Raw genomic sequence first — 24,623 nt, 5'->3', positions numbered from 1 at the left:
GATTGCACCTGTCTAATGATAGGAGCATGATCCCTGCAGAGGGCAAGAAAAAACTGTTCTTGATAAAGCCTTTGTGCCTGCTGCAAGGCGGGCGGGCTGCACCGGGCGGCGGCTGCCGCTTACGGGGTCTGCATCTGCAGGGCCGCGATCCCATGCAGCAAGCTTGCGGCTGAGGCCCCCTTGCACTATGAGGGCGGCACATCGCAGGGCCGGATTCCCGGCATTGACCCGAAAGGCTCCCAATGGCGCGTCGCAAGAAAATCTACGAAGGCAAGGCCAAAACACTGTATGAAGGCCCCGAGCCGGGAACCATCGTGCAGTATTTCAAAGACGATGCCACCGCCTTCAATGCTGAAAAGCACGACGTGATCGAGGGCAAGGGCGTTCTGAACAACATCCTGAGCGAGTTTTTCATGCTGGGTTTGGGTCAGATCGGTGTGCCGACCCATTTTCTGAAGCGTTTGAACATGCGCGAGCAGCTGGTGCGCAGCTGCGAGATCATTCCGCTGGAAGTGATCGTGCGGAACTATGCGGCCGGCAGTATCTCCAAGCGTCTGGGCATTGACGAGGGCACTCAGCTGCCGCGCCCGATTGTGGAATACTGCTACAAGGACGACGGTCTGGGCGATCCGCTGGTCACCGAAGAGCATATCGCCGCCTTTGGCTGGGCCAGCCAGCAGGACATGGATGATATCCTGAGCCTGGCGCTGCGGGTCAATGACTTCCTGTCCGGTGTGTTCCTGGCCGTTGGGATCCGTCTGGTCGACTTCAAGATCGAGATCGGCCGCGTTTATGAGGGCGATTTCCAGCGTCTGGTGATTGCGGACGAGATCAGCCCGGACAGCTGCCGCCTGTGGGACGTGAAGACCGGCCAGAAGCTGGACAAGGACGTGTTCCGCCGCGACCTGGGCAGTCTGACCGATGCATATTCGGAAGTGGCGCGCCGACTGGGCGTGATGCCGAACAACCCGCCGGCGCCGGGCAAACCGACGCTGGTGAACTAAGCCGGTCCCGCCCTGCGGATAGGGCGGGATTTTGAGTATTTTGAAAAGATGAAGCCTGGATGGGGCTTTGCCACCGAAACCTGAGGGATGATGCAATGAAGGCACGGGTGCATGTGATGCTGAAGAACGGGGTTCTGGATCCGCAGGGCGAGGCGGTGCGCCACGCGCTGGGAGCCTTGGGCTTTGACAAGGTTGAAGGTGTGCGGCAGGGCAAGGTGATCGATCTGGATCTGACAGACGGCGCCACCGAAGCTGACGTGACCGCAATGTGCGAAAAGCTGCTGGCCAACACCGTGATCGAATCCTACAGCATCGAGCTGCAGTGATGAAGGCGGCGGTAGTAGTCTTCCCGGGTTCAAACTGTGATCGCGATTTGGCGCTAGCGTTTGAGCAGGCTGGTTTCGACGTGTCGATGGTCTGGCATAAGGACAGCGCGCTGCCGGAAGGTGTCGATATCGTTGGTGTTCCTGGCGGTTTCTCCTACGGCGACTATCTGCGCTGCGGTGCTATCGCGGCGCAATCGCCGATCTGCAAGGCCGTGGTCGCGCACGCAGATCGCGGCGGCTATGCCATTGGCGTCTGCAACGGTTTCCAGATCCTGACCGAAACCGGCGTGCTGCCGGGCGCATTGCTGCGCAACGCAGGTCTGAAATACATCTGCCGCACCGTGGACCTGAAGGTGGCGACGTCTGAGAGCGTCTTTACCCAAGGGTACAATGCGGGCGACGTGATCGGGGTGCCGATTGCCCACCATGATGGCAATTATTTTGCCGATGCCGAGACCGTCAAGGCGTTGCAGGACCAGGACCGGGTGGCCTTCACCTATGCAGACAACCCCAATGGTTCGGTTGCTGATATTGCCGGTATCCTGTCGGACAACCGCCGCGTGCTCGGCATGATGCCGCACCCGGAACGGGCCGCGGATGAAGGGCACGGCGGCACCGACGGCACGGCAGTGTTCCGCGCATTGGCGGGCATGGTCACTGCGGCGTGACTTGAGGATGCGGGGCGGCCGCAATAGGTATAGTTTATGACCGCCCCGCGCTTTGATGTGACCAAACCCAAGCGGAAGACCGGCTCGCGCACGATTTCGTGGCGCGCGCGGCTGTCGCTTGTGCTGTTCATGCTGGTGGCGGCTGTCACCGTGTGGACCACAAACCGGGCGCTGACCCACCGTTTTACCGAAAGCACCCGCAACCGGGCCGAGCTGCGGCTGGCGCTGTATTCGGGCAACCTGCTGAGCGAACTGCGCCAGCATGCGATTGTGCCGCAGCTGCTGGCGCGCGACCAGACGCTGATTTCGGCACTGCAATCCAATGACTTTTCCCTGTCCACCCAGCGGCTGATCTCATTTGTGGATGAGATTGGCGCGGCGTCGATCATGCTGCTGGCGCAGGATGGCCGCACGGTGGCCGCAACCGACCGCAACCGGTTGGGCGAGACCCATCGCAATGCTGCCTATTTTGTCGATGCGATCCGGGCCAAATCGACAGTTTTTTCGGTGATCCCGCGGGAAGTGGGCGGCTACCGTTTCACCTATTCCCGGCGGATGATCGATGCGACCGGCGTTCTGGGCGCGATTGTGGTCGAGGTGGACTTGCAGAAGTTCGAACGGGCCTGGGCCGGGATTTCCGATGCGGTGCTGGTCACCGACAGCACCGGCAATATCATCCTGGCCACCGAGGCGCGCTGGCGCGGGCTGCAGGAAGGCGACGCGCTGACCCTGCAGACCCCCGAGGGCGCCATCCAGCGGGCGATCCGAGCAACCACCGACTGGACCGCGCTGCCGCCGGACGCCTATCTTCAGGGCGAGGCGGTGATGCGGCTGGAAACCCGGGTGCCGTTCCAGGGCTGGCGGATGGCGTCCTTCACAACTTATTCCTCGGTGCGCGAGCGGGTTAACGCAGTGCTGGCGCTGGAAATTATGGGATTCGCCATCCTGCTGGCGCTGGCGTTCTACGCGCTCAGCCGGAAAACCGCGCTGCGTATGGCGCTGTTCCAGCGCGAGTCGGCAGAGCTTCGCGTATTGAACGCCCGCTTGCAGCGGGAAATTGCCGAGCGGGAGCGGATGCAAAAGACCCTTGCGGTGGCGGAACAGAGCCTGGCGCAAAGCTCGAAACTGGCCGCCTTGGGTGAGATGTCGGCTGCCGTCAGCCACGAGCTGAACCAGCCGCTGGCAGCGATGAAAACCTATCTGGCCGGCGCCCGTCTGCTGCTTAACCGCAACCGCCCGGATGAGGCGCTGGCCTCCTTTGGCCGGATCGATGACTTGATCGAACGGATGGGGGCGATAACCCGGCAGCTGAAATCCTACGCGCGAAAGGGCGGCGATACGTTCAGCCCTGTAAACGTGGGCGATGCGCTGGCCTCCAGCCTGTCGATGATGGAACCGCAGCTGCGTCAGCGGCATGTGAAAATCACCCGGATTTTGCCCGAAGAACCTGTTATGGTGATGGGCGACCGGATGCGGCTGGAACAGGTCATGGTCAACCTCTTGCGCAACGCGCTGGACGCCACCAAATCGGTGGCCGACCCGGAGGTGGAAATCCTGCTGGCCGCGGGTGAGACGGCGACCCTGTCGGTGCGCGACAACGGGGTGGGGATCAACGACTTCGATGAATTGTTCGAGCCGTTCTACACCACCAAGCAGCCCGGCGACGGGGTTGGTTTGGGTCTTGCCATCTCCTCGGGGATCGTCAACGACCTAGGGGGACGGCTGACTGCCCGCAACGGCCAGAACGGCGGCGCGGTCTTTGAGATGCAATTGCCGGTCCTGGTGGACGGTATCGAGGCTGCGGAATGAAGCAGCCCCTGAAGATTAGGAGAGAACGCGCATGGCCCAGGCTATGAAAATCGCGATCGTGGACGACGAACAGGATATGCGGCAGTCGATCAGCCAGTGGCTGGCATTGTCGGGTTACGACACCGAGACCTTCTCCAGCGCCGAAGAAGCGCTCAAGGTGCTGGGGCCGGATTACCCGGGGATCGTGATCTCCGACATTAAGATGCCCGGCATGGACGGGATGCAGTTTCTGAAAAAACTGATGGGCAGCGATTCTGCGTTGCCGGTGATTATGATCACCGGCCATGGCGATGTGCCGATGGCGGTGGAGGCGATGCGCGTGGGTGCCTTCGACTTCTTGGAAAAACCGTTCAACCCGGACCGGATGTCGGAGCTGGCCAAGCGCGCCACTGGTGCCCGCCGTCTGACGCTGGACAACCGGGCGCTGCGGCGCGAGCTGTCGGATGGCGGCCAGATCATGAAGAAGCTGATCGGCCAAAGCCCGGTGATGGAGCGCCTGCGCGAAGATATCCTGGATCTGGGGCAGGCTGACGGCCATGTGCTGATCGACGGCGAGACCGGCACCGGCAAAACCCTGGTGGCGCATGCGCTGCACGCGGTTGGCAGCCGGGCGGGCAAGAAATTCGTGCTTATCTCCTGCGCCGCCTTGGAAGAAGAAGCACTGGCCAAGCGTCTGTTCGGGCCGATGCAGCCGGAAGACAGCATGCTGCCCGCGGTTGAGGAAGCCCGCGGCGGCACCCTGGTGCTGGAAGATATCGATGCACTGTCGGAAACGCTGCAGGCCAAGCTGCTGAGTGTGATCAACGAGCAGGGCACCCCGGCAGAAACCCGGATCATCGCCATTTCCAACCTGCAGGAAGCGGGCAAGACCTGCGAAGACGCGCTGCGCCCGGATCTGTTCTACCGCCTGGCAGCGCTGCGCATCACCGTGCCGCCGCTGCGCCAGCGCGGCGAAGATATCCTGACGCTGTTCACCCGCCTGTCCGAGCAATTCTCGGAAGAATACGGCTGCGAAGCGCCGCAGGTCAGCGCGCAGGAGGCGGCACAGCTGCTGCAGGCACCCTGGCCGGGCAACGTGCGTCAGCTGATCAACATCGCGGAACGCGCGGTCCTGCAGTCGCGCCGGGGGTCAGGCACCATTGCTTCGCTCTTGATGTCCGATCACGAGGAAATGCAGCCGGTGATGACCACCGAAGGCAAGCCCCTGAAGGAATATGTGGAAGCCTTTGAACGGATGCTGATCGACAACACCATGCGCCGCCACAAAGGGTCTATTGCCAGCGTGATGGACGAGCTGTGCCTGCCGCGCCGGACGCTGAACGAGAAGATGGCCAAATACGGCCTGCAGCGGTCCGACTATCTGGCGTAACCGCCGCCGCTGCTGTTTTCGGCATGGGAACCGGCCGGGAAAACAAATGCTTGCGCGCCGGAGTTCTATTGGAACTCCGGCAGCCGGCTGAAAACTTACCAAAATTTAATGCGTTGTCTGCTATGGGCCGGCAGGTTTCATTTTCAATGCCCGTGGTGACGAATGTCCATTGTCATTACCTATCCACAGGCCTTATGCTGACCAAACGGGCCGGAAACCGGTGTATGGTTCCCCCGTTCTTATGAGTTTCGCTGACTGCGGTTTTTGTCCGGCATGATCCGAGAAAGCTGCAGTCAGACCGATTGGCCCTCCGAACTTTGGAGGGCAGTTTAGCGCCCAAGCCGGAATTTAAGCCGGTGCAGGGATAATGTGGCAGGGACGGGCAGCACCCGCCTGCCGGAGAAGAACCGCGATGACGCGCGCGAGAGCGAAAAGCACTGAGGCAGGAAGGCCGGGCATCGATCCCGGGACCACCTGCTGCACCGCGCCGTCCCAGATCGCCCTGACAAGACACCACCCGAAACGTGCGCGGCCGCCTGGAAACAAGAGGCTTGCGGACGCACAGGGCAGGTGCACCAAGGACACATGGCAAAGAAGATGCTTATCGACGCCACCCACGCGGAAGAGACCCGTGTTGTGGTTGTGGATGGAAACAAGGTTGAGGAATTCGACTTTGAATCCGAAAATAAACGCCAGCTTGCTGGCAACATTTACCTCGCAAAAGTAACCCGGGTCGAACCGTCGCTGCAGGCGGCATTTGTGGACTATGGCGGCAACCGTCATGGTTTCCTGGCGTTCTCCGAAATCCACCCGGATTATTACCAGATCCCCGTCGCCGACCGTGAGGCGCTGATGGAGGAAGAACGCGCCTATGCCGAAGCGATGCGCGCCCGCGACGAGGAAGACGACGAAAAACCGGCCAAGCCCAAACGGTCGCGCCGCTCCAAATCCGCCGCCAAGGCTGCCAAGACTTCTTCCGATGATGCGGTGGAAACCAAGGAGGTTGAGGCCTCTGAGGAGAAGACCGCTGAAATCGCCGGAATGGAGACCATCGACCTGAGCGACAGTGCTGAGGCCGGGGATGATCTGGCGGACGTGCCGGAAGGGTCCTCGCCGGTGGAGCATGTCGCGGAAACGCCGGTGGAAGAGCCGGAAGACGATGATGCGTCTGCACCTGAGGCAGCCGAAGCTGAAGTGGCTGCCGGACCCGCTGAGACTGCTGGCGAAGAAGCACCTGAAGGGGCGGCAGTTGAGGCCGCCGCTGCTGAAGAGGCACCCGCAGAAGCTGCGGATGAGCCTGCAGCCGAGGCAAATGCCGGCACCGAAGCAGCCGCCGAAGCAGCCAAGGACGATGCAGAAACGGCTGCTCCGGAGGCCGCATCTGCCAATGCCGGTGCTGACACCGCAGACAGCGGCGACAGCGATGAAGACGCGGGCGAAACCGGCCGTGCCGATGCAACCTCCAAAGATGACAGCATCGAATCCGTTGCCGATGAGGACGACAGCGAGGACATCCGTCCGCCGCGCAAGCCGCGTCCGCGCCGCTACAAGATCCAGGAAGTCATCAAGGTCCGCCAGGTCCTGCTGGTGCAGGTCGTCAAGGAAGAGCGCGGCAACAAGGGTGCGGCCCTGACCACCTATTTGTCGCTGGCCGGCCGCTATTGCGTGCTGATGCCCAACACTGCCCGCGGCGGCGGCATCTCCCGCAAAATCACCAACGCGGATGACCGCAAGAAGCTGAAGGATATCGCAACCGAACTGGACGTGCCGACCGGCGCGGGCCTGATCGTGCGCACCGCCGGTGCCAAACGCACCAAATCCGAGATCAAGCGCGACTATGAATACCTGCAGCGGATGTGGGAACAGATCCGTGAGCTGACACTGAAGTCCATCGCGCCGGCCAAGATCTATGAAGAAGGCGACCTGATCAAACGCTCGATCCGCGATCTTTACAGCCGCGAGATCGACGAAGTTCTGGTTGAGGGCGAGCGCGGCTACCGTATCGCCAAGGACTTCATGAAAATGATCATGCCGTCCCATGCCAAGAACGTGAAGAACTATCAGGAAGGGCTGCCGCTGTTTGCCCGCTTCCAGGTGGAAAGCTACCTGGCAGGCATGTTCAACCCGACCGTGCAGCTGAAATCCGGCGGCTACATCGTGATCGGCGTGACCGAGGCGCTGGTGGCAATCGACGTGAACTCGGGCCGGGCCACCAAACAGGGCTCGATCGAGGAAACCGCGCTCAACACCAATCTGGAGGCGGCTGAAGAAGTCGCCCGCCAGCTGCGTCTGCGCGACCTTGCCGGTTTGATCGTCATCGACTTCATCGACATGGACGAGCGCAAGAACAACGCCGCCGTCGAAAAGCGCATGAAGGACAAGCTGAAGACCGACCGTGCCCGCATCCAGGTGGGCCGGATCTCGGGCTTTGGCCTGATGGAAATGTCGCGCCAGCGCCTGCGCCCCGGCATGATCGAGGCGACCACCGCGCCGTGCCCGCATTGCCACGGCACCGGCCTGATCCGCTCCGACGACTCGATGGCGCTGTCGATCCTGCGCCAGATCGAGGAAGAGGGCACCCGCCGCCGCTCCCGCGAAGTGCTGGTGCGCTGCCCGGTCTCCATCGCCAATTTCCTGATGAACCAGAAGCGCGAACACATTGCCCAGATCGAGGCGCGCTACGGCCTGTCCGTGCGCATCGAAGGCGATCCGCATCTGGTCAGCCCGGATTTTGTGCTGGAGAAGTTCAAAACCGCATCCCGCGTGGTGCCTGCTGCGACTGCTCCGGTGGTGTCCGTTGATACCTCGATCATGGATCAGGTGGACGCTGAGGAAGCCACTCAGGACGAAGAAGAAGCGCCTGCAGCCGTTGAGGAGGCCGCCAGCACCGATGACGATGCTGCGCAGGACGACAAGCCCAAGCGCAAGCGCCGCCGCCGCCGCCGCCGGAAATCCGGCAATGGCGAGCAGGGCCAGGATGGCGAAAACGGCGATGAGGCGTCTGACGAGCCGAAGCAGCAGGATGACGCAGCTGAGCCTGCGGAGGCTGCCGCAGAAGACAAAGGCGCAGCCGCAGAAGAGGTGAAGGAAAAGAAACCTTCCCGCAGCCGCACCCGTACCCGGTCGCGCAAGCCGAAGGCCAAACCGGCTGAGGCAGAGACTGCAGAAGAGGCTCCCGCCGCTGTTGAGCCTGCCGAAGCCTCTGTGCAGGACGCCCCGGCCGCGGCTGACGCTGAGGAGGCCCCTGCAGCGGAAACCGTTGCACAGGCGCCGTCTGAAGACGCTGCTGCCCCGGATGCTGAGCCTGCCGCCGACAGTGCTGCAGAAGCCCAAGATGGCGCTCCGGCGGAACCCACTGTTCCGGCAGAAGCCACTGCTCCGGCAGAAGCCACTGCTCCGGCGGAAGTCACCGCTGCTGAAGTGGAAGCTGCGCCGGCAGAACCGGTTGCCGCTGAAGCCGAGGCTGTACCGGAGAAAGAACCTGTGGAGGCAGCACCTGATGCGGCTGCCGAGGCGGTGGCGGAACAGCCTGCTGCAGAAGAGGCCGCCCAGCCGGAGCAGACGTCTTCGGAACAGGAGAAGCAGCCGGAACCTGCGATGGCCGTTGCTGCGGCTGACCCGGAACCGGCAGCACCGCCCAAGCCGAAACGCCGCGGCTGGTGGTCGGTGGGCAGCTGATTGCTAAGTGATAACTAATGGGAGAGGCAGGCCAAAGCGCCTGCCTTTCTTTTTTGGCGGTATTGCCGGCGATGGCAACGCCTCCGGCGGCGTGTCAGGAAAGGGCTCCTGGCGCGTGACTCGGTTCGGAATCCACGCGGTATCAACGCCGGACTTCGTGTCGATTTCCGCAGCTGTGCGGACTGGGCGCCAAGGCGGCTTTGGTCTTAGCTGCCCTTGCGGATCAGATAGACCTGGTGGCCTGCACCGTCGCTGTGGCCGAGGAATTCATGGCCCGCCTCATTGCAGAAATGCGGCACGTCGATCACCGCTGCCGGATCATCCGCCAGCAGTTGCAGCACATGGCCGGGCTGCAGCGATTTCAACCGCTTGCGGGCTTTAAGGACGGGCAGGGGGCACAGCAGCCCGATGGCGTCCAATGTCTCATTGATCTCGGTCATGGTGTGCAGATAAGCGGGATGTTTCATGCTGTCCACAAGGATGTGACCAACCCGCCCCGTGACGTTGGTCAATTGCTGGCATAAGTGTGGGACATGTTTGGAATCGAGATCATAGACGCAGGGCTGCTCCCTGCCATGCTGGTGGCGCTGCTAGGCGGCGTGATCAGTTTTCTGTCGCCCTGCGTCCTGCCGATCGTGCCGCCGTATCTGGCCTATATGAGCGGAGTGACCATCGGCGAGATGCAAGGCACCGGCGCAGCCCGGCGCAAGGCGGTCATTGCGGCGCTGTTCTTTGTGTTGGGGCTGTCCACCGTGTTCCTGCTGCTGGGCTTCACCGCCTCGGTTTTTGGTGCATTTGTGCTGAAAAATCAGGAGCTTTTTGCGCAAGTTTCAGGTGTGGTCGTGATCATATTCGGCCTGCATTTCCTGTCTGTGTTCCGCATTCCGCTGCTGGACCGCGAGGCGCGGATGGAGGCGGGCGAATCCGGCGGCTCCGCCTTGGGGGCTTATGTTCTGGGGCTGGCTTTTGCCTTTGGCTGGACGCCTTGCATCGGGCCGCAGCTGGGCGCGATCCTGTCGCTTGCCGCATCGGAAGCATCAGTCAGCCGCGGCACAATCCTGCTCGGCGTTTACGCCGCAGGCCTGGGCATTCCCTTTCTGCTGGCGGCGATGTTTCTCACCCGTTCCATGGTGCTGATGAACAAGATGAAGCGCCATATGGGACTGATTGAAAAGGTGATGGGCGGGCTGTTGCTGGGTGTGGGCATTATGCTGGTCACCGGGCTGTTCACCACCTTCTCCTGGTGGCTGCTGGAAACCTTCCCGGCACTGGCAACGCTGGGCTGAGCCTGAGATGTTCAAAGGGGTCTTCGGACCCCTTTTTCTTTTCCATTCCTGGCCTTACTCTTGCCGGAATGCACGGCTAGTCTGGCCGCAGAACAAGGATGCAGGCCAAGGCGTGACACAGCAGGAGCATGGTCAACAGCAGGTGCGCAAGCGGCGGGTATTCTACATACCCGGCTATGATCCGATTCACCCGCGCCGTTACCGCGAGCTGTACCGCAAGGAAGGCACAGCGCAGGCCGGGATTTCCGGCTACAGCCTGTCACTGTCCCCCAAGCAGACCAAAGGTCCCTATGGCTGGCACGTCGTGTCAGAGATGCAGGGGCGCCGGACCGAGGCTGACATCGAGGTGCTGGTCTGGTCCGACATCGTCCGCGGCAGTATGGAAGCAACCATTCCCGGCACCTATTGGCAGCTGTTGCGCACTGCCTGGATCTATATCTCTACTGGAGCGCTGCGGCGGCTGATGCGGCTGCGCAAAGGGCCGGTGATCGCCGCGCTTTACCCGGTGGGGATGCTGCTTTTGCAGGCGTTTCTGGCGCTGCTGCTTGCGTGGGGTGTTGCCTATGCCTTTGGGGCGATAGCAGGTCCCGCCGGCCTTTCAGGTCCGGTAGCGCCGGCTATTGGCTGGGCCTTGGGTCTTGGTTGCGGCTACGCGCTGCTGCGCTGGTTCAAAAAGCGGGACGGCAAGTTCTTCGCCTATTACCTGATGCACGATTATGCACATTCCGCGGCCTCCCGCGGTGCCATCCCGCCGGAAATGGAAGCGCGGATGCGCGAGTTCCACGCGCTGATCTCGGAGGCGCTGCAAAATCCGGATCTGGACGAGGTGCTGGTGGCAGGGCATTCCTCCGGCGCTCATGTTGGTGTGTCCGTTCTGGCGGATCTGATCCGCGCGGGTCTGCCGTTGAACCGGCCGGCATTGGGGTTTCTGACCTTGGGGCAGGTTGTGCCCATGGTGTCCTTTTTGCCGCGGGCCGAGCGTTTAAGGGCTGATCTGCAGTATCTGTCCCAGCGGCACGAGCTGGCCTGGGTCGATGTCACTGCACCAGGTGATGGCTGCGCCTTTGCGCTGTGCGATCCGGTGTCGGTCAGCGGCGTCGCGGTTGAGGGCAAGCGCTGGCCGCTGGTGTTCTCTGCCGCCTTCACCCAGACCCTCAGCCCGGAACGCTGGCAACAGCTGCGCTGGCGGTTTTTCCGGCTGCACTTCCAGTATCTCTGCGCCTTCGACCGGCCGGGCGACTATGATTACTTCCGCATCACCGCCGGACCGCTGACGCTGGCGGAACGCTATAAGGACCGGAAGCCCTCGCAGTCCCGTATTGATGCGGCTGTTTCGAAGTTCACCTCGGTGGCCGCTGAATGACACAAGCCATGCCGCCGAAACCGCCCGCACGCCCGGACCGTGTCTCGCTGTGGCGCTATGTGAAACTGTTCCGTCAGGATATTCTGTCGGCCCAGCCCGCGCGTCTGTACCGCGCCTGGATGGCCGAGTTCCGCACGCCTTTTTTCCGGTCCTTCCTCGTCAACCAGCCGGAGCTTGTGAAAGTGCTGCTGAAGGAGCGCCCCGAAGATTTCCCCAAGTCGGACCGGATTGCCGAGGGGTTGAAGCCTTTGCTGGGGAACTCCGTTTTCCTGACCAATGGCGAGGCCTGGAAACGGCAGCGGCGGATCATCGACCCGGCCTTTGAAGGCGGACGGCTTAAGGACACATACCCGGCGATGCGCGCCGCAGCAGAGGCCGCAGTGGAACGGCTGAAGGCGCGGCAAGGACTTGTCGAGATCGAGGAGGAAACGTCGCATGCAGCGGCGGATGTAATCTTTCGCACGCTGTTCTCGATCCCGATCGAGCATCAGGTCGCGGGACAGGTTTTCAGCCGGTTCCGCGACTACCAGCGCAGCCAGCCGCTGTTGAATCTGGCGGCCTTTGTCCCATTGCCGCGCTGGATGCCACGGTTTTTCCGCCGCGGCACCCGCCGGAACGCTGAGGTGATCCGGACACTGATTGCACAGCTGACCCGCGAACGAATGGATGCCATCAAGGCGGGCACGGCGCCGGATGACCTGGCCACTAAAATCATGACCACCCGGGACCCGGAAACAGGCAGCACCTTTGATACTGCCGAAATGGTGGATCAGGTCGCGATCTTCTTTCTTGCGGGCCATGAAACCAGCGCCTCGGCATTGGCCTGGGCGCTGTATCTGATGGCGCTTTATCCTGATTGGCAAGAGAAGGTGGCAGCTGAGGCGGAGGCGCTGGCGGATGAAAGCTTTGCCGCGGTTTCAAAGCTGAGGGTCAGCCGGGACGTGTTTCGCGAAACCCTGCGGCTGTATCCGCCGGTGCCGATGATGGTGCGCGAGGCAGCCTGCCCGGAGCAATTCCGTGACCGAGGCGTGCCAAAGGGCGCGCAGATGGTGCTCAGTCCCTGGCATCTGCACCGGCATGAGCGGCTCTGGGAGAACCCGGATGGGTTTGACCCTTCCCGCTGGCAAACGGAGAACGGCAAGCAGTGCCAGCGGGACGCGTACATCCCTTTCTCGGCCGGAGCACGTGTCTGTACCGGCGCTGGGTTTGCTATGGTGGAAGGACCGTTAATCCTGTCGATGATCCTGCGCGCGTTCCGTGTGGTTCCGGTTACGGCGCAGGCGCCGGTGCCCGTGGCGCATCTTACGGTGCGGTCGAAGAATGGGATCTGGCTGCATCTGTCGCGGCGCTAGCCAAGAAAATTCGAATTTTCTTGGCAAATTTCTTCGAAGAAATTTGCATCACTGGATGATGCGCACGGCGTCCTGATTGCAGAAGATGACAACCTGACCTGCGTTTTCGACGGCTCGAAATCCACGGCGCTTAAGTTCGTAGTGAAAGCGGTCCCAGCCAAGCAGCCGTTCAATGTCGCGCTTCTGGCGACGGACAACACCGCCTTTTGCAGCAGCTTGGGACTGGAAAAGCTGCTGTATCCAGGCATCAGCGGTGAAAGGCACAGGCACTTGCATAGCAGCACGATGCCAAACCGTGGTTAACGTGCCCTTAACCGGTGCAGCACAAACAGCCTGATCGCTGAGGCCAATCCGCAATCCTCGCCGCGGGCTTCATCAATTCCAGCCGCTAAATCATTGATTGCACGGCCGTCCTGCGCGGCAATCTCGCGGAAGGCATCCCAGAAGTCATCCTCCAGCGACACCGACGTCCGGTGCCCGCGCAAGGTCAGAGAGTGTTTCTTGGGGCGGCTGTTCATTCGTCGCGCTTATGGTCATCCAGGCGCCGGACGTCTTGCACATTGCGTGCCTTGTCCAATTCCTTTTCCGCTTTGGTCCGGCCATAGGTCACGGCATTCTGGTCGGCGCGGGCCTTTTTCTCAGCCCGCGCCTTTTCCTTGCGATACCGGTTCAGATTGACCGGGCCTGAACCGGAACCAGCCATCAGTCCTTGGGGCCGATCATTTGCTCGGGACGGACCACGGCATCAAAGGTCGCCTCGTCCACGAAGCCAAGCGCGACCGCCTCTTCCTTCAGCGTTGTGCCGTTCTTATGCGCGGTTTTGGCAACCTTGGTGGCATTGTCGTAACCGATGGTCGGCGCCAGTGCAGTGACCAGCATCAGCGACTCTTTCATCAGCTTGTCGATGCGCGGCTCATTGGCCTGGATGCCGTTCAGCATCCGCTCGGTAAAGCTGTCCGCCGCATCGCCCAAGAGCTGGATGGATTGCAGCAGATTGTAGGACATCATCGGGTTGTAGACATTCAGTTCGAAGTGACCCTGCGAGCCTGCAAATTTGATCGCGGCATCATTGCCCATCACATGGGCGGCCACCTGGGTCAATGCCTCTGCCTGTGTCGGATTTACTTTGCCCGGCATGATTGAGGAGCCCGGCTCGTTCTCTGGCAGGATCAGCTCACCCAGGCCCGAGCGCGGGCCGGAGCCGAGGAAGCGGATGTCATTGGCGATCTTGTAGCAGCTGCCCGCGATGGTGGCCAAAGCGCCGGACAGGAATACCATCGCGTCATGGGCGGCCAGTGCCTCAAACTTGTTCGGAGCAGTGACAAAAGGCAGGCCAGTGATTTCGGCCATATTGGCAGCTACCTTTTCGCCCCAGCCTTTCTGAGTGTTCAGGCCGGTGCCAACGGCGGTGCCGCCTTGGGCCAGCTCATAGATGCCGGGCATCGCGGCTTCGACCCGGGCCAGACCTTGACGGATTTGATGTGCATAGCCGCCGAACTCCTGGCCCAGCGTCAGCGGGGTGGCGTCCTGTGTATGGGTGCGGCCGATCTTGATGATATCCTTGAACGCCTCGGCTTTTGCCTCCAGCCCCTCGGCCAGCTTGGTCAGGCCCGGCACGAGCACGTCGCGCACTGACATTGCGGTGGCAATATGCATGGCGGTGGGGAAAGTGTCGTTGGAAGACTGGCCCATGTTGCAGTGATCGTTCGGATGCACGGGGTCCTTGGAGCCGATCACGCCGCCCAGGATTTCAATCGCACGGTTGGCGATCACTTCGTTGGAGTTCATGTTGGACTGGGTGCCGGAGCCGGTCTGCCACACCACCAGCGGGAAGTTGTCGTCGAATTTGCCCGCGACCACCTCGCCGGCGGCCTGAATAACCGCGTCGCCGATCCGGGCGTCCAGCTTGCCCGAGGCCTTGTTGGCCATGGCGCAGGCCTGTTTGATCACCCCCAGCGCGCGCACAATGGCGACAGGCTGCTTTTCCCAGCCGATCGGGAAGTTCATGATCGACCGCTGGGTCTGAGCGCCCCAATACTTGTTTGCGGGGACCTCAAGCGGGCCAAAGCTGTCGGTTTCGGTGCGGGTTTCGGACATCCGTCTTCTCTCCGTTGAGTATGCGATTGTATGCCGTGTAGCCTGTGCCGCAATGCGGCGCAATTGGCCAGTTGCGCGCAGCATAGCCAAATGGCAGGTAAGGTATAGTGTCGAATTGGCGCAATCCAATCCATGCCATTGTCTCAATCCATGCTATGGTTACAGTGCGTGGGGCGGGGCGTGAGACGGGTAATTTGCATCCGGAAAGGAAAAGAACGTGCCAATCCGTCAGTATAAAATTCTGTCACTGAAATCCCTGGCCGTGCCTGCATTGGCCGCCTGCGTGCTGCTGTGCGGGGCCGTGCAGGGGATCGCCGCCGGTATTGCGCAGTTTGCCGGCGAATATTCCGGCAGCGTCGACGTCGTCAAGACAGATGGCGACACCGACCCCCGGGACATGAGCGTTATCATCCATGAGATGAAGAAGGGGTTCACCATCAAATGGACCTCGACCACTGAAAAGGATGACGGTCGCAAAAAGACCAAGACCTATGAGATCGAGTTCCAGCATAGCGGGCGCAATGGTGTCTATTCAGCTGCAATGACACGCAATGTGTTTGGCCATGCGGTGCCGTTGAACCCGATGGAAGGCGAACCCTTCGTCTGGGGCCGGCTGACCGGCGAAACGCTGACGGTCTTTTCGCTGTTTATTCACCCGAACGGCGACTACGAGATGCAGCAGTATGACAGGACCCTGGCCGATGGCGGGCTGGATCTGGTTTACATTTCACGGCTGAACGGCGAACCGCGCCGGCGGCTGGAGACCTTCCTGGCCAGGCAATAGGCCAAAGAGCAGGCCGGACATGAAAAAGGCAGCCGGTCAGGCTGCCCGATACTGTACTGCGCGATGGGTCAGCCCGCCTATTTGCGGAAGCTGTCCAGCGACACGACATCCGCGTCTTTCTTGTCTTCTTCCTCAGGCTCCTCGGCGCCGTCCTGTTCCTCAGCCGCATCTGTGACCGCGGAAAAGCCCTCCGGCTCTTCATCGGCAGACTCAAACCGCAGTCCGAATTCCACCGACGGGTCCACGAATGTGCGGATCGCGTCATAGGGGATATAGAGCGGTTCCGGGGAATCACCGAAATTCAGCGTGACCGCAAAGCCGTCCTCATCGACGGTCAGATTGTCGAACCAATGCTGCATGACAACGGTCATTTCACCGGGATAACGGTCGGACAGCCAATCGGCCAGCTCCACATCCGGGTGGGCTGTGTCGAAGGTGATGAAAAAGTGGTGGTTACCGGGCAAACCATTGTCGGAGATATCCTGCAGCACGGTCCGGATCAGGCCGCGCATGGCAGAGTGCATCAGGTTGCCATAGTCGATTTCACGGGACATGCAGTCACCCTTTGTTCATTTGTTCCCAGCATAGGAGATTCTGGCGGAAACAAAAGGGCAGCCTTTTCGCAGGATCAAATTTTATTGCGGCTGACGGTACTTTGCAGGTGTCGGCAGTCAGCTGATTGCAAACGGGAATTCCGCAACGGCCAGGCCGGCCGCTGCCATCACCGCCAGTAGCAGCAGCATATTGCCGCGAACCATCCAGGCGGCAAACGGTGCCAGCAGAACCAGCAGAACCGCAGTGCTGTTCATACTGCTCCAGATCGGAACAGGCATGTGCAGAATGCCGGCTTCGATCACCTGCGTTCCGGCAAAGCCCACATGCATCATGAACCACACGGACAGGTTCAGAATGACACCGGCCACCGTGGCCGTTACCGCCTTTAGCGCCATGCCAAGCCGCGGATGCGCGGCGATGCGCTCTACATAAGGCGCGGCGGCGAAGATCCACAGAAAACACGGCATGAAGGTCGCCCAAAGCGCCACCGCGCCTGCGGCCAGGAACAGCCCGGACCCGCCCTGCGTCAAACCTGACAGCATGGCGACAAACTGGGTGACCAGGATCAGCGGGCCAGGGGTTGTCTCGGCCAGTCCCAGGGCATCAATCATCTGCCCGGCAGTGATCCAGCCGAACTGGCTTACCACGGTCTGGCTGATATAGGCCAGCACCGCATAGGCACCGCCAAAGGTCACAACGGCGAGTTTGGAAAAGAACCAGCCGATGTCCGCCAGAAACCCCGCCCCGGACAGCGACAGGGCCATAAGCGGCAGCAGCCACAACCCGCCCCAAACCGCGACGGTGCGCACGGTGCTGCCATTGCGGGCAGGGGGGCTGTGTGCAGGACCGCCGGAGCTGACGTCTTTGCGCAGTATGCCAAAACAGGCGGCGGCCAGCACCACCAGCGGAAACGGCAGGTTGAACAGGAACAGCGCGGCAAAGCCGAACCCCGCCAGCGCCCAGTCCAGCGGATGGTGCAGGGCCTTGCCCGCCAGCCGCCGCAGCGCCTGCAGGATGATGACAACCACCGCCGCCTTGACCCCCAGAAATGCGGATTGCACCGCAGGCAGGGTGCCGTATTGCGCATAAAGCCAGACCAGCGCCGCAATCACAGCCGCACCCGGCAGCACAAACAGCAGCCCTGCCAGCAGCCCGCCGGCGGTGCCGCGCATCCGCCAGCCGGTATAGGTCGCCAGCTGCATCGCCTCCGGTCCCGGCAGCAGCATGCAAAAGGACAACCCTCGCAGAAAGCTGTCCTCGCTCAGCCAGGGGCGGTCTTCAACCAGCTCCTTGTGCATCACCGAAATCTGCGCTGCTGGGCCGCCAAAGCTCAGCACCCCGATGCGCCCGAAGACACGGAACATCTCCGTCCAGCTGGGGTGACTCATGCCTTACGGTCCGCAGGCCAGTCGTGGCCTTCGCCCTGACCATCGCGGGCCCAGCGGTATAGCGCATCATATAGGGTCATGCCTGCCTCAAGCTGCTGATGGTCGTCTTTGAACTGGCGCGACAATCCGACCGAGAGGGCCAACAGGCCCGCCGCCTCGGGTGCCAGATCATGCCGGTTGGTGTCGGCGCCTCTCACAACCCGGGACAGCCTGTCAAGCGCAGGCGTTCTGAGGCCGAACTCATCCAGCATGGTGTCAAAGGTGCACAGCGGCCCGCGGTGCGACCAGAGCACGTCCTCAACATCAAACGGCGTGGCGCCAAACCGGTCGGCAACGCCGGCAACTTCAGACGGCGAGACAAACAGGACCCGGGCGTCAGGATCCGCAAAGCGGCGGATCAGCCAGGGGCAGGCAATGCGGTCGATCTTGGGCCGGTGGCGGGTCACCCACAGGCTGCTGCCGCCCACCGGCGTCGGCAGGGCGCTGGCCGGAATCCGCGGCGCATCTTTCAGATCGCGCCAAGCATACATGCCGCCTTGCAGGTATTCCGCCTCAATCCCGTCATTGCGCAGCCAGGCCGCCAGGCCTTGCGACAGTTTGATGCCCTTCTGGCAGATCAGCACGCAGCGCCGCCCGTTAAGGCGGGCCTTGAGACCATCAATATCCTGATGGGAGTGGCGGAAAGAGCCGGGGATCAGAAAGGGATCCGCGGCAAAGTCTTCGTCAATGCAGATATCAACCAGAACCGGCGCATTCGGTGTGCCGATCAGACGCAAGAGCTGGGCAGGGGTGATTTCATTAGGGGCAGCCATAAGCATGTCTCCTCGCGAGCAAGGTTAACATGCGAACCTTGGGCTTGTCGCCTCACGGGGCGTTCGCGGTTGTCCCCATGCATCCTAAGAACCGCATTTACGGCAGCTTTGTCAAGATTGCGCAGGCCGGCAATGTGCTGTCACTTCAACCGTTCGCCGGTCATGCAAACAGCCAGGGCCTCGGGCGGCAACTGGCCCAGTTTCTCGAACATCCGGAAGTAATCCATGTTGGAGTGCAGTTCTGCAATCCTGCCATCCTCCACCCGCGCCATCACCTGGCCGGTGATCTGGAAGGGCATACCATCGCTTGGGTTGCTGGTGCAGACCAAAAGCCGGACGGACACCCAGTCTGCGGTTTCCATTGCATGGCTGAAAGTGACGGTCATCGGCCCCAGCAGGTTGCGCAGCGCTGCGACAACTTCACCATAGTCGCAATCCGGTTCCGCAAGGGCAGAGATTGCGCCGTAAATCAGCGTGCCCGGTGTCATCACCTCGGCAACAGCGTCCATATTGCCTTTGCACCAAACCTCTTCAAACCAGTAATGCAGCAGCCGGGTCAACGGCATTTCAGCCGGGCATGCGGGGTCAAAAGGGACCGCCATGGCCGGGGCGCACTCGGCTGAATGCTGCGGCAGATCGTGCGCAGGCGCCGCCCGGCGCGGGGATACTGCGGTAATCTCGGGTTCAATGATAGGGTTGGTCATTCAGTCCGGTGTGTGTTTGGGGCCGGGCAGGCGGCATCAAGAGCAGGCTGCCTGCAGAAAGGCTGCTGTTCAGATGCGCCTGCTACAGGTGCTGCAAGCAGACTTAAAGCGCCAAAAAGGTGATTTTTGGCAGGGTGCTGTAACGGCAGCATAAACACACGGTGGAAAGTGCAGGTTTCTGTTGCCAGGTACCTGCGAACCCCGCCTTACGCTGCTAGGCGCAAGGGCTTAGTTTCGGCGACATTAACAGCTTACGCTGCTACTGCCATTGCCGGAGCACGATTGTCATTTGCAATTGTACTGTTTGGGCCGGTACGGTGGCACCCCGCCGAGACAAAGCTAACCCCTTTAGACGTCCGTCGATCCTGTTTCGACCCCATGATCCCCAAATGAAGGATGTTTGGTGGAGTCGCCGGGTACCGCCCCCGGGTCCGATCCGTTTATTACGAGCGCGTTTATGTCCATAGTTCCACAAGGGAACGGCTCTTATATAGGCAGGAAATTTCCGGATGAAAAGGGGCAGGTCGGGGAACTTGTGAAAGCTGCCCGAAGAACATGCGTTTTTACCAGCGGCCCCTAAGGCAGAACACTTGGGGACAGGCGGTTTCCAGGGACTTCGGGGGCTGGGACACCTGGCGGCCGGTTCCTAAGCGCCAGCTTGCTGTCCGGGTTGCTGGCCTTATTACTGGCCGGAATTCCCGGGGTGTCCATGTTTTGCAGCAGTGTCATCGCGCCCGTGGCCGTCATTGCCTGAACAACAGGCGCCGCGCGGATTTCGACGCGCCGGTTCATGCCGCCCTCCGGATCATCCTGTTCCAGTGGTGTCCGCGCGCCGGCCCCTGCAACGCTGATACCCTTCCCGGTAACATTGCATTCTTTTTCCATGGCCCGGCGGACACTGATGGCGCGCCGCAGGGAAAGCACATCGTTGTAGTCCCGTTCGCCGGCACTGTCTGAATGCCCGATCAGGTCAAAGCCGCCGCCGCCCATCTCACCCATTGCGCTGCAGACGGTGCGGATCACGGGGAGCTGCGAAGACCCGATGCTTGCAGATCCGAATTCAAAAAAGACGTTGATCTGCGGACGCGGTTCCGATGGCGGCACCGCGGTTTCAGCCATTGAAGAAGTCAGGTCATAGGAGGACGACAGCGGCTGGGAAATGACGACGAGGCTGCCAATCCTCTGCTGCTCTATCATCCGCATCAGCTCTTCTGTCTGCATGCCGCCCATTTGCCCGAGCGTGTAGGACATGGAGACCGCCGGGGCCTAGCTGTTGTCTGCCGCTGCGGCGGGGGCTTGCGGTGTGTACACCACCAGCGCGCCGATGCGTTGCTGCTTGAACAGGGTCATGACTGCGTCAACAGACATGCTTTCGGCTGCAGCGGGCAAAATGGTGAAGACCCCCGGAATGACGCCGGCAGCCACGGCCAGTACTGCGGAAGAAAGGCTGTTCAGGAAATTCATCTGTTGCGTTTCCGTCGTTCTGCGCCGCGATTGGCATGCCTGCGCGCGCTTCGCTTCATCACTTGTTGGCGGCAAGTTCCGGTTGGTTCTTCGGACCAGCTGAGCTGTGGCGCGGAGGGCGACTCACAGCTGTGCCCCATTGGGAAAGATTGCCGGAGCACGGTTGATAATTCGTTGCCCGCTTACCTTTGCGCCCGCTTGGCAAAAACGTCGGATGCCAGTTTCCGGGTTTCGCTCTCCAGCTCCTGCAGGCCAGTGGCAGCGGTGGTGCCGTCTTCTGCCTGGATGGCATCGGCAATCCGGGTGTGGATGCCGGTGATCACTTCCCGGTCGCGGGCGGTAAAGGTGATCATGTTCATCAGCGGCTGCATGGCCTCCACCGCACCGGCCAGCTGGTAGGACAGCACCGGATTGTGCGCGCCATCCACCAATGCCCGGTGAAACGCCACGTCCGAGGCGCAGAAGGCCTCATCGGTCAGGCCGGGCTGGTTTTGCCGGAAGATCTCCGTCCGCATGGTGGCCAGCTGATCCGGGGTGCGGCGCTGCGCAGAAAGCGGCGCGCAAGAGCGTTCCAGCGCATAGCGGGCCTCGCAGGCGGTATCAAAGCTCACCGCGTTCATGCTTAGCAGCAGGGTCGAGGTGGTGATCTGCTGTGAATAGGCGTCCTCAAAACTCAACCGGTTTACAAACGCCCCGCCGGTCGCGCCGCGCTGGGTACGGATCAAGGACTGCGCCGCCAATCGCTTCAGCGCTTCCCGCACGGTGGAACGGGAGACCTGAAACTGCTCCGACAGCTCGCTTTCAGAGGGCAGCCGCGCATCCACGATCAGCGCCCCCGAGATGATGGCATCCTTGATTGCCTGCGCTATCTGAACCGAAAGATCAGCGGAACTGTTGGGGTCAATCTTCATTCTCAGGGCCCTTACGCGGCGCTACGCCGGAGGTGCCCCGGCAAAAAATCATTTGTCTGACATTTAAAAGTCTGACATTTAAAACGTAAGGCGTGAGTCGGGAGAAAGCAATGCTCGGATCATCCATGCGCAAGGTCTGTGGCTTGGGTTCTTTACCGCCATTCTGGTGTCCTGGCGGATGATGTACTCTGTGAGCACCGGCATGGGTCCGGATATCATCGCGGCTACGGGCCTCAAATCGCGGGTGCGTGATTGTGGCCGGGTTTGGGACATTGGCGGCAAACCCGCTGAAATCTGCCCGATTGACTGGTCCGGTTCCAAGCAAAGGCGAAGCTGGCGGGGCGGCTCCGGCCGGCTCCGCTATTGGGAAACTATACTGTGTAACGCTCATATGGAGACTTGAGTTTGGCGAACATTTTTCCGTCCCGCCGCATCCGGCGCACGCCCTTTTCCAAAGGGGTCGAGGCCGCAGGCGTCAAAGGGTACACTGTCTACAACCACATGCTGCTGGCGACAGTGTTTGAAAGTCTTGAATACGACTGCGCGCATCTGAAGGAGCATGTGCAGGTCTGGGATGTGTCCTGCGAACGGCAGGTCAGCATAAAAGGGCCGGACGCGCTGCGGCTGATGAAGCTGATCAGCCCGCGCGACATGGACCGGATGGCGGATGACCAGTGCTATTATGTGCCGACGGTGGATCACAACGGCGGTATGCTGAATGACCCGGTGGCGGTGAAACTGGCGGCGGACCACTATTGGCTGTCGCTGGCCGATGGCGACCTGCTGCAGTTCGTGCTGGGGATTGCCATCGCCAAGGGCTTTGATGTCGAGATCGCGGAGCCGGATGTCTCGCCGCTGGCTGTTCAAGGCCCCAAGGCGGATGATCTGATGGCGCGGGTGTTTGGCGATGCGGTGCGCGATATCCGCTTTTTCCGCTACAAGCGTCTTGCGTTCCAGGGCGTCGAGCTGGTGGTGGCGCGCTCCGGCTGGTCCAAGCAGGGCGGATTTGAGATTTATGTGGAAGGGGCGGATCTGGGTATGCCGCTGTGGGATGCGCTGTTTGCCGCCGGGGAGGACATGCACGTCCGTGCAGGCTGCCCGAACACCATTGAACGCATCGAAAGCGGGTTGCTGAGTTATGGCAACGACATGACCCGCGGCAACACGCCCTATGAATGCGGGCTGGGCAAGTTCTGCAATTCGCCAGAGGATTATATCGGCAAAGCCGTACTGGCAGAACAGGCAGCAAACGGTCCGGCACGCCAGATCCGCCCGCTGGTGATCGGTGGAGAGATCCCGCCTTGTCTGGATGCTTGGCCGCTTTTTGCTGATGGCCGTCAGGTGGGTCAGGTGGGATCAGCCATTTTCTCCCCCGGATTCGGGGTGAATGCGGCGATTGGCATGGTGGAAAGGTCCCATTGGGTGCCGGGCACGGTGATGGAAGTGGAGACCCCGGCGGGAATGCTGCCCGCAACAGTTCAGGAGAGGTTCTGGCGGTAGGAAGGGTGGGGCGCTGCCCCCGCCACGGCAGGCCGCGGCTCCCCCGGGATATATTTAGCCAGATGAACATGGGATCTGGCTGTGTTTTTGGAAAGGGAATGCGAAATGTTCAATGCACTGGTTGTGAACAAGGACGAAGACAGCGGCAAGACGTCTGCCGCGGTACAGCAGCTTAGTTTGGAAGACCTGCCCGAGGGAGAAGTGACCGTGGCGGTGGAGTATTCCACCGTGAACTACAAGGACGGCCTGTGCGTCGGCCCGGGCGGCGGGCTGGTGCGCAAGTACCCGCATGTGCCGGGTATTGACTTCGCCGGTACTGTCGAGACGTCCTCGGATGACCGCTACAAACCCGGCGACAAGGTGGTGCTGACCGGCTGGCGCGTCGGCGAGGCGCATTGGGGCGGTTATTCCCAAAAGGCCAACGTGCGCGCCGACTGGCTGGTGCCGCTGCCTGATGGGCTGGATACCCGCCAGGCGATGGCAGTGGGCACTGCGGGCTTTACCGCGATGCTGGCGGTGATGGCGCTGGAGGATCATGGGCTGGAGCCCGGGCATGGTCCCGTTCTGGTCACCGGTGCCGCGGGCGGTGTCGGTTCGGTTGCCACTGCGATCCTGGCGAATCTCGGCTATGAGGCGGCCGGCGTCACGGGCCGACCGGAAACCGCAGACTATTTGAAATCCCTGGGCGCCACCCGGATTGTGCCCCGCGATGAGATCAACGAGACCACCAAACGTCCGCTGGAAAGCGAAAACTGGGCGGGCTGTGTCGATGCGGTTGGCGGCGCCATGCTGGCACGGGTGCTGGGGCAGATGAAATACGGTGCCTCGGTATCCGCTGTCGGCCTTGCGGGCGGCGCCGGGCTGCCTGCTACCGTCATTCCCTTCCTGCTGCGCGGCGTGAACCTATTGGGTATCGATTCCGTCATGCAGCCTTATGACAACCGCCTGCGCGCCTGGGAGCGGATCGCCAAAGATCTGCCGATGGACAAGCTGGAGGCAATGATCCAACCCGCTGTCCTGAGCGATCTGCCGCAGCTGGGGGCGGATATCCTCAAGGGCCAGGTCAAGGGGCGTGTTGTGGTTGATGTGAACGGCTGAGACCTGACCGAATGGCAACAAAAGACCCCGGTGCTTTTCCGGGGCCTTTTGCTTGTCAGTCATTGTATTTGAAGAAACCCACCGAGTTGCCATCCGGGTCGGTGGCATAGAAGAACCGGCCGGGCGGAATCTCGATAGTGGGGGAGACCACATTGCCGCCGGCATCCGTGACCCGCTCCATCACATCTTCCAGCTCGCCCTCAGCGGTCAGATGCAATGTCGGTCCGCGTCCGTCGCCTGCCGGTTTGCCGGGATACAGATGCAGGGCAACGCCGGTTGCCTGATCCGCAGGCTTGAACATTGCCATCGGGTTGGGACCGCTGGTGTCGATGCTCAACGCGGCACCGGTCACCTTGGAATAAAACGTCACTGCCGCGTCCAAATCGCTGACGGGCAGCTCGCCCCAGACCAGGAAATCCTTGGGGGTATAGGCCATATCAAATCCTCCGTGGTTG

25 protein-coding genes and 1 other RNA gene are annotated in these 24,623 nt (G+C 61.4%); 12 read left to right on the top strand and 14 right to left on the bottom strand.

Going from position 1 to position 24,623, the window contains the following annotated elements; translation table 11 throughout:
* Window positions 1–242: 242 nt before the first annotated feature.
* The 6 genes from purC (at window position 243) to ETW23_RS11160 (ending at window position 8,854) form a co-directional block, all read left to right on the top strand.
* Complete coding sequence (purC, locus tag ETW23_RS11185) at window positions 243–1,004, top strand: phosphoribosylaminoimidazolesuccinocarboxamide synthase (RefSeq protein ID WP_129371139.1); 762 nt, start codon at window positions 243–245, stop codon at window positions 1,002–1,004.
* A gap of 95 nt (window positions 1,005–1,099) precedes the next feature.
* Window positions 1,100–1,330 (top strand): phosphoribosylformylglycinamidine synthase subunit PurS, encoded by a 231-nt coding sequence (gene purS, locus ETW23_RS11180; RefSeq protein WP_129371138.1) that lies wholly within the window; start codon window positions 1,100–1,102, stop codon window positions 1,328–1,330.
* Window positions 1,330–1,998 carry a phosphoribosylformylglycinamidine synthase subunit PurQ gene (gene purQ, locus ETW23_RS11175; protein ID WP_134830033.1) on the top strand — a complete coding sequence of 223 codons (669 nt, stop codon included), beginning with the start codon at window positions 1,330–1,332 and terminating at the stop codon, window positions 1,996–1,998. The genes purS and purQ overlap by 1 nt, the downstream gene beginning before the upstream one ends.
* A gap of 36 nt (window positions 1,999–2,034) precedes the next feature.
* A complete protein-coding gene (locus ETW23_RS11170; protein ID WP_134830032.1) occupies window positions 2,035–3,807 on the top strand; it encodes an ATP-binding protein in 1,773 nt (590 codons plus the stop codon).
* Between the two features lie 31 nt (window positions 3,808–3,838).
* A complete protein-coding gene (locus ETW23_RS11165; RefSeq protein WP_024090346.1) occupies window positions 3,839–5,176 on the top strand; it encodes a sigma-54 dependent transcriptional regulator in 1,338 nt (445 codons plus the stop codon).
* 585 nt (window positions 5,177–5,761) lie between these two features.
* Complete coding sequence (locus ETW23_RS11160; RefSeq protein ID WP_134830031.1) at window positions 5,762–8,854, top strand: ribonuclease E/G; 3,093 nt, start codon at window positions 5,762–5,764, stop codon at window positions 8,852–8,854.
* A gap of 206 nt (window positions 8,855–9,060) precedes the next feature.
* Here the strand turns inward: ETW23_RS11160 and ETW23_RS11155 are convergent, their stop codons facing one another.
* Entirely contained in the window at window positions 9,061–9,294 is a 234-nt protein-coding gene (locus tag ETW23_RS11155) for a sulfurtransferase TusA family protein (RefSeq protein ID WP_129372907.1), read from the bottom strand.
* A gap of 93 nt (window positions 9,295–9,387) precedes the next feature.
* Here ETW23_RS11155 and ETW23_RS11150 point away from each other — a divergent pair, with 93 nt between their 5' ends.
* The 3 genes from ETW23_RS11150 (at window position 9,388) to ETW23_RS11140 (ending at window position 12,855) form a co-directional block, all read left to right on the top strand.
* A complete protein-coding gene (locus tag ETW23_RS11150) occupies window positions 9,388–10,140 on the top strand; it encodes a cytochrome c biogenesis CcdA family protein (RefSeq protein WP_134830030.1) in 753 nt (250 codons plus the stop codon).
* Window positions 10,141–10,252: 112 nt separating this feature from the next.
* The gene (locus ETW23_RS11145) at window positions 10,253–11,503 is read left to right on the top strand and encodes a hypothetical protein (protein WP_254695007.1); all 1,251 of its coding nucleotides are present in this window, start codon (window positions 10,253–10,255) and stop codon (window positions 11,501–11,503) included.
* Complete coding sequence (locus ETW23_RS11140; protein WP_134830029.1) at window positions 11,500–12,855, top strand: cytochrome P450; 1,356 nt, start codon at window positions 11,500–11,502, stop codon at window positions 12,853–12,855. The genes ETW23_RS11145 and ETW23_RS11140 overlap by 4 nt, the downstream gene beginning before the upstream one ends.
* Window positions 12,856–12,903: 48 nt before the next feature.
* On the opposite strand, the gene ETW23_RS11135 is transcribed toward ETW23_RS11140, so the two are convergent.
* From ETW23_RS11135 to fumC, 4 genes are read right to left on the bottom strand one after another with little or no spacing between them, the layout of a single operon-like run.
* Window positions 12,904–13,131, bottom strand: a complete 228-nt coding sequence (locus ETW23_RS11135) for an N-(5'-phosphoribosyl)anthranilate isomerase (protein ID WP_134830028.1) — start codon at window positions 13,129–13,131, stop codon at window positions 12,904–12,906.
* A gap of 23 nt (window positions 13,132–13,154) precedes the next feature.
* Window positions 13,155–13,373, bottom strand: coding sequence for a ribbon-helix-helix domain-containing protein (locus tag ETW23_RS11130; protein ID WP_129371131.1), 219 nt, complete (start codon window positions 13,371–13,373; stop codon window positions 13,155–13,157).
* The gene (locus ETW23_RS11125) at window positions 13,370–13,558 is read right to left on the bottom strand and encodes a DUF4169 family protein (protein ID WP_129371130.1); all 189 of its coding nucleotides are present in this window, start codon (window positions 13,556–13,558) and stop codon (window positions 13,370–13,372) included. Before ETW23_RS11125 ends, ETW23_RS11130 begins: the two co-directional genes overlap by 4 nt.
* On the bottom strand, window positions 13,558–14,952 hold the full coding sequence (gene fumC, locus ETW23_RS11120; protein ID WP_134830027.1) for a class II fumarate hydratase: 1,395 nt from the start codon (window positions 14,950–14,952) through the stop codon (window positions 13,558–13,560). The genes ETW23_RS11125 and fumC overlap by 1 nt, the downstream gene beginning before the upstream one ends.
* 217 nt (window positions 14,953–15,169) lie before the next feature.
* On the opposite strand from fumC, the gene ETW23_RS11115 reads away from it, so the two are divergent.
* Entirely contained in the window at window positions 15,170–15,736 is a 567-nt protein-coding gene (locus ETW23_RS11115) for a hypothetical protein (RefSeq protein WP_237455590.1), read from the top strand.
* Between the two features lie 77 nt (window positions 15,737–15,813).
* Here the strand turns inward: ETW23_RS11115 and ETW23_RS11110 are convergent, their stop codons facing one another.
* The 8 genes from ETW23_RS11110 to ETW23_RS11075 form a co-directional block, all read right to left on the bottom strand.
* Window positions 15,814–16,290: an SspB family protein gene (locus ETW23_RS11110; RefSeq protein WP_129371128.1), complete on the bottom strand. Its 477-nt coding sequence runs from the start codon at window positions 16,288–16,290 to the stop codon at window positions 15,814–15,816.
* Between the two features lie 117 nt (window positions 16,291–16,407).
* On the bottom strand, window positions 16,408–17,679 hold the full coding sequence (gene chrA, locus ETW23_RS11105) for a chromate efflux transporter (RefSeq protein WP_134830026.1): 1,272 nt from the start codon (window positions 17,677–17,679) through the stop codon (window positions 16,408–16,410).
* The gene (locus ETW23_RS11100) at window positions 17,676–18,491 is read right to left on the bottom strand and encodes a sulfurtransferase/chromate resistance protein (protein ID WP_134830025.1); all 816 of its coding nucleotides are present in this window, start codon (window positions 18,489–18,491) and stop codon (window positions 17,676–17,678) included. The genes chrA and ETW23_RS11100 overlap by 4 nt, the downstream gene beginning before the upstream one ends.
* Window positions 18,492–18,631: 140 nt before the next feature.
* Window positions 18,632–19,195 (bottom strand): nuclear transport factor 2 family protein, encoded by a 564-nt coding sequence (locus tag ETW23_RS11095; RefSeq protein ID WP_247676796.1) that lies wholly within the window; start codon window positions 19,193–19,195, stop codon window positions 18,632–18,634.
* A gap of 167 nt (window positions 19,196–19,362) precedes the next feature.
* Window positions 19,363–19,715, bottom strand: a transfer-messenger RNA (tmRNA) gene (ssrA, locus tag ETW23_RS11090).
* A gap of 56 nt (window positions 19,716–19,771) precedes the next feature.
* The gene (locus ETW23_RS11085; protein ID WP_134830024.1) at window positions 19,772–20,446 is read right to left on the bottom strand and encodes an OmpA family protein; all 675 of its coding nucleotides are present in this window, start codon (window positions 20,444–20,446) and stop codon (window positions 19,772–19,774) included.
* 15 nt (window positions 20,447–20,461) lie between these two features.
* On the bottom strand, window positions 20,462–20,659 hold the full coding sequence (locus tag ETW23_RS11080; protein ID WP_134830023.1) for a hypothetical protein: 198 nt from the start codon (window positions 20,657–20,659) through the stop codon (window positions 20,462–20,464).
* 182 nt (window positions 20,660–20,841) lie between these two features.
* Window positions 20,842–21,570: a FadR/GntR family transcriptional regulator gene (locus tag ETW23_RS11075; protein WP_129371124.1), complete on the bottom strand. Its 729-nt coding sequence runs from the start codon at window positions 21,568–21,570 to the stop codon at window positions 20,842–20,844.
* Between the two features lie 405 nt (window positions 21,571–21,975).
* Here ETW23_RS11075 and ETW23_RS11065 point away from each other — a divergent pair, with 405 nt between their 5' ends.
* Together ETW23_RS11065 and acuI are read left to right on the top strand one after the other, a co-directional pair.
* On the top strand, window positions 21,976–23,070 hold the full coding sequence (locus tag ETW23_RS11065) for a dimethylsulfoniopropionate demethylase (RefSeq protein WP_134830021.1): 1,095 nt from the start codon (window positions 21,976–21,978) through the stop codon (window positions 23,068–23,070).
* Between the two features lie 105 nt (window positions 23,071–23,175).
* Entirely contained in the window at window positions 23,176–24,168 is a 993-nt protein-coding gene (gene acuI / locus ETW23_RS11060; protein ID WP_129371121.1) for an acryloyl-CoA reductase, read from the top strand.
* 55 nt (window positions 24,169–24,223) lie between these two features.
* Here acuI and ETW23_RS11055 read toward each other — a convergent pair whose 3' ends face one another.
* Window positions 24,224–24,604 carry a VOC family protein gene (locus ETW23_RS11055; RefSeq protein WP_134831299.1) on the bottom strand — a complete coding sequence of 127 codons (381 nt, stop codon included), beginning with the start codon at window positions 24,602–24,604 and terminating at the stop codon, window positions 24,224–24,226.
* Window positions 24,605–24,623 lie beyond the last annotated feature (19 nt).

It is taken from the genome of Leisingera sp. NJS201 (genome assembly GCF_004535885.1).
In the GTDB taxonomy this organism is placed as follows: Bacteria; Pseudomonadota; Alphaproteobacteria; order Rhodobacterales; family Rhodobacteraceae; genus Leisingera.
Note: the sequence above shows the minus strand (reverse complement) of the source record. Positions and strands in the feature narration are given on the sequence as shown.

Excerpts from the sequence above, each read along its gene's own strand:
- ETW23_RS11125 (WP_129371130.1), bottom strand. The coding sequence starts at position 13,558 with ATGGCTGGTTCCGGTTCAGGCCCGGTCAATCTGAACCGGTATCGCAAG.
- ETW23_RS11055 (WP_134831299.1), bottom strand. The coding sequence starts at position 24,604 with ATGGCCTATACCCCCAAGGATTTCCTGGTCTGGGGCGAGCTGCCCGTC.
- ETW23_RS11110 (WP_129371128.1), bottom strand. The coding sequence starts at position 16,290 with ATGTCCCGTGAAATCGACTATGGCAACCTGATGCACTCTGCCATGCGC.
- ETW23_RS11150 (WP_134830030.1), top strand. The coding sequence starts at position 9,388 with ATGTTTGGAATCGAGATCATAGACGCAGGGCTGCTCCCTGCCATGCTG.
- ETW23_RS11140 (WP_134830029.1), top strand. The coding sequence starts at position 11,500 with ATGACACAAGCCATGCCGCCGAAACCGCCCGCACGCCCGGACCGTGTC.
- purS (WP_129371138.1), top strand. The coding sequence starts at position 1,100 with ATGAAGGCACGGGTGCATGTGATGCTGAAGAACGGGGTTCTGGATCCG.
- chrA (WP_134830026.1), bottom strand. The coding sequence starts at position 17,679 with ATGAGTCACCCCAGCTGGACGGAGATGTTCCGTGTCTTCGGGCGCATC.
- ETW23_RS11135 (WP_134830028.1), bottom strand. The coding sequence starts at position 13,131 with ATGCAAGTGCCTGTGCCTTTCACCGCTGATGCCTGGATACAGCAGCTT.
- ETW23_RS11075 (WP_129371124.1), bottom strand. The coding sequence starts at position 21,570 with ATGAAGATTGACCCCAACAGTTCCGCTGATCTTTCGGTTCAGATAGCG.
- purQ (WP_134830033.1), top strand. The coding sequence starts at position 1,330 with ATGAAGGCGGCGGTAGTAGTCTTCCCGGGTTCAAACTGTGATCGCGAT.
- acuI (WP_129371121.1), top strand. The coding sequence starts at position 23,176 with ATGTTCAATGCACTGGTTGTGAACAAGGACGAAGACAGCGGCAAGACG.
- ETW23_RS11170 (WP_134830032.1), top strand. The coding sequence starts at position 2,035 with ATGACCGCCCCGCGCTTTGATGTGACCAAACCCAAGCGGAAGACCGGC.
- ETW23_RS11095 (WP_247676796.1), bottom strand. The coding sequence starts at position 19,195 with ATGACCAACCCTATCATTGAACCCGAGATTACCGCAGTATCCCCGCGC.
- ETW23_RS11165 (WP_024090346.1), top strand. The coding sequence starts at position 3,839 with ATGGCCCAGGCTATGAAAATCGCGATCGTGGACGACGAACAGGATATG.
- fumC (WP_134830027.1), bottom strand. The coding sequence starts at position 14,952 with ATGTCCGAAACCCGCACCGAAACCGACAGCTTTGGCCCGCTTGAGGTC.
- ETW23_RS11130 (WP_129371131.1), bottom strand. The coding sequence starts at position 13,373 with ATGAACAGCCGCCCCAAGAAACACTCTCTGACCTTGCGCGGGCACCGG.
- purC (WP_129371139.1), top strand. The coding sequence starts at position 243 with ATGGCGCGTCGCAAGAAAATCTACGAAGGCAAGGCCAAAACACTGTAT.
- ETW23_RS11080 (WP_134830023.1), bottom strand. The coding sequence starts at position 20,659 with ATGAATTTCCTGAACAGCCTTTCTTCCGCAGTACTGGCCGTGGCTGCC.
- ETW23_RS11085 (WP_134830024.1), bottom strand. The coding sequence starts at position 20,446 with ATGTCCTACACGCTCGGGCAAATGGGCGGCATGCAGACAGAAGAGCTG.
- ETW23_RS11160 (WP_134830031.1), top strand. The coding sequence starts at position 5,762 with ATGGCAAAGAAGATGCTTATCGACGCCACCCACGCGGAAGAGACCCGT.
- ETW23_RS11100 (WP_134830025.1), bottom strand. The coding sequence starts at position 18,491 with ATGGCTGCCCCTAATGAAATCACCCCTGCCCAGCTCTTGCGTCTGATC.
- ETW23_RS11155 (WP_129372907.1), bottom strand. The coding sequence starts at position 9,294 with ATGACCGAGATCAATGAGACATTGGACGCCATCGGGCTGCTGTGCCCC.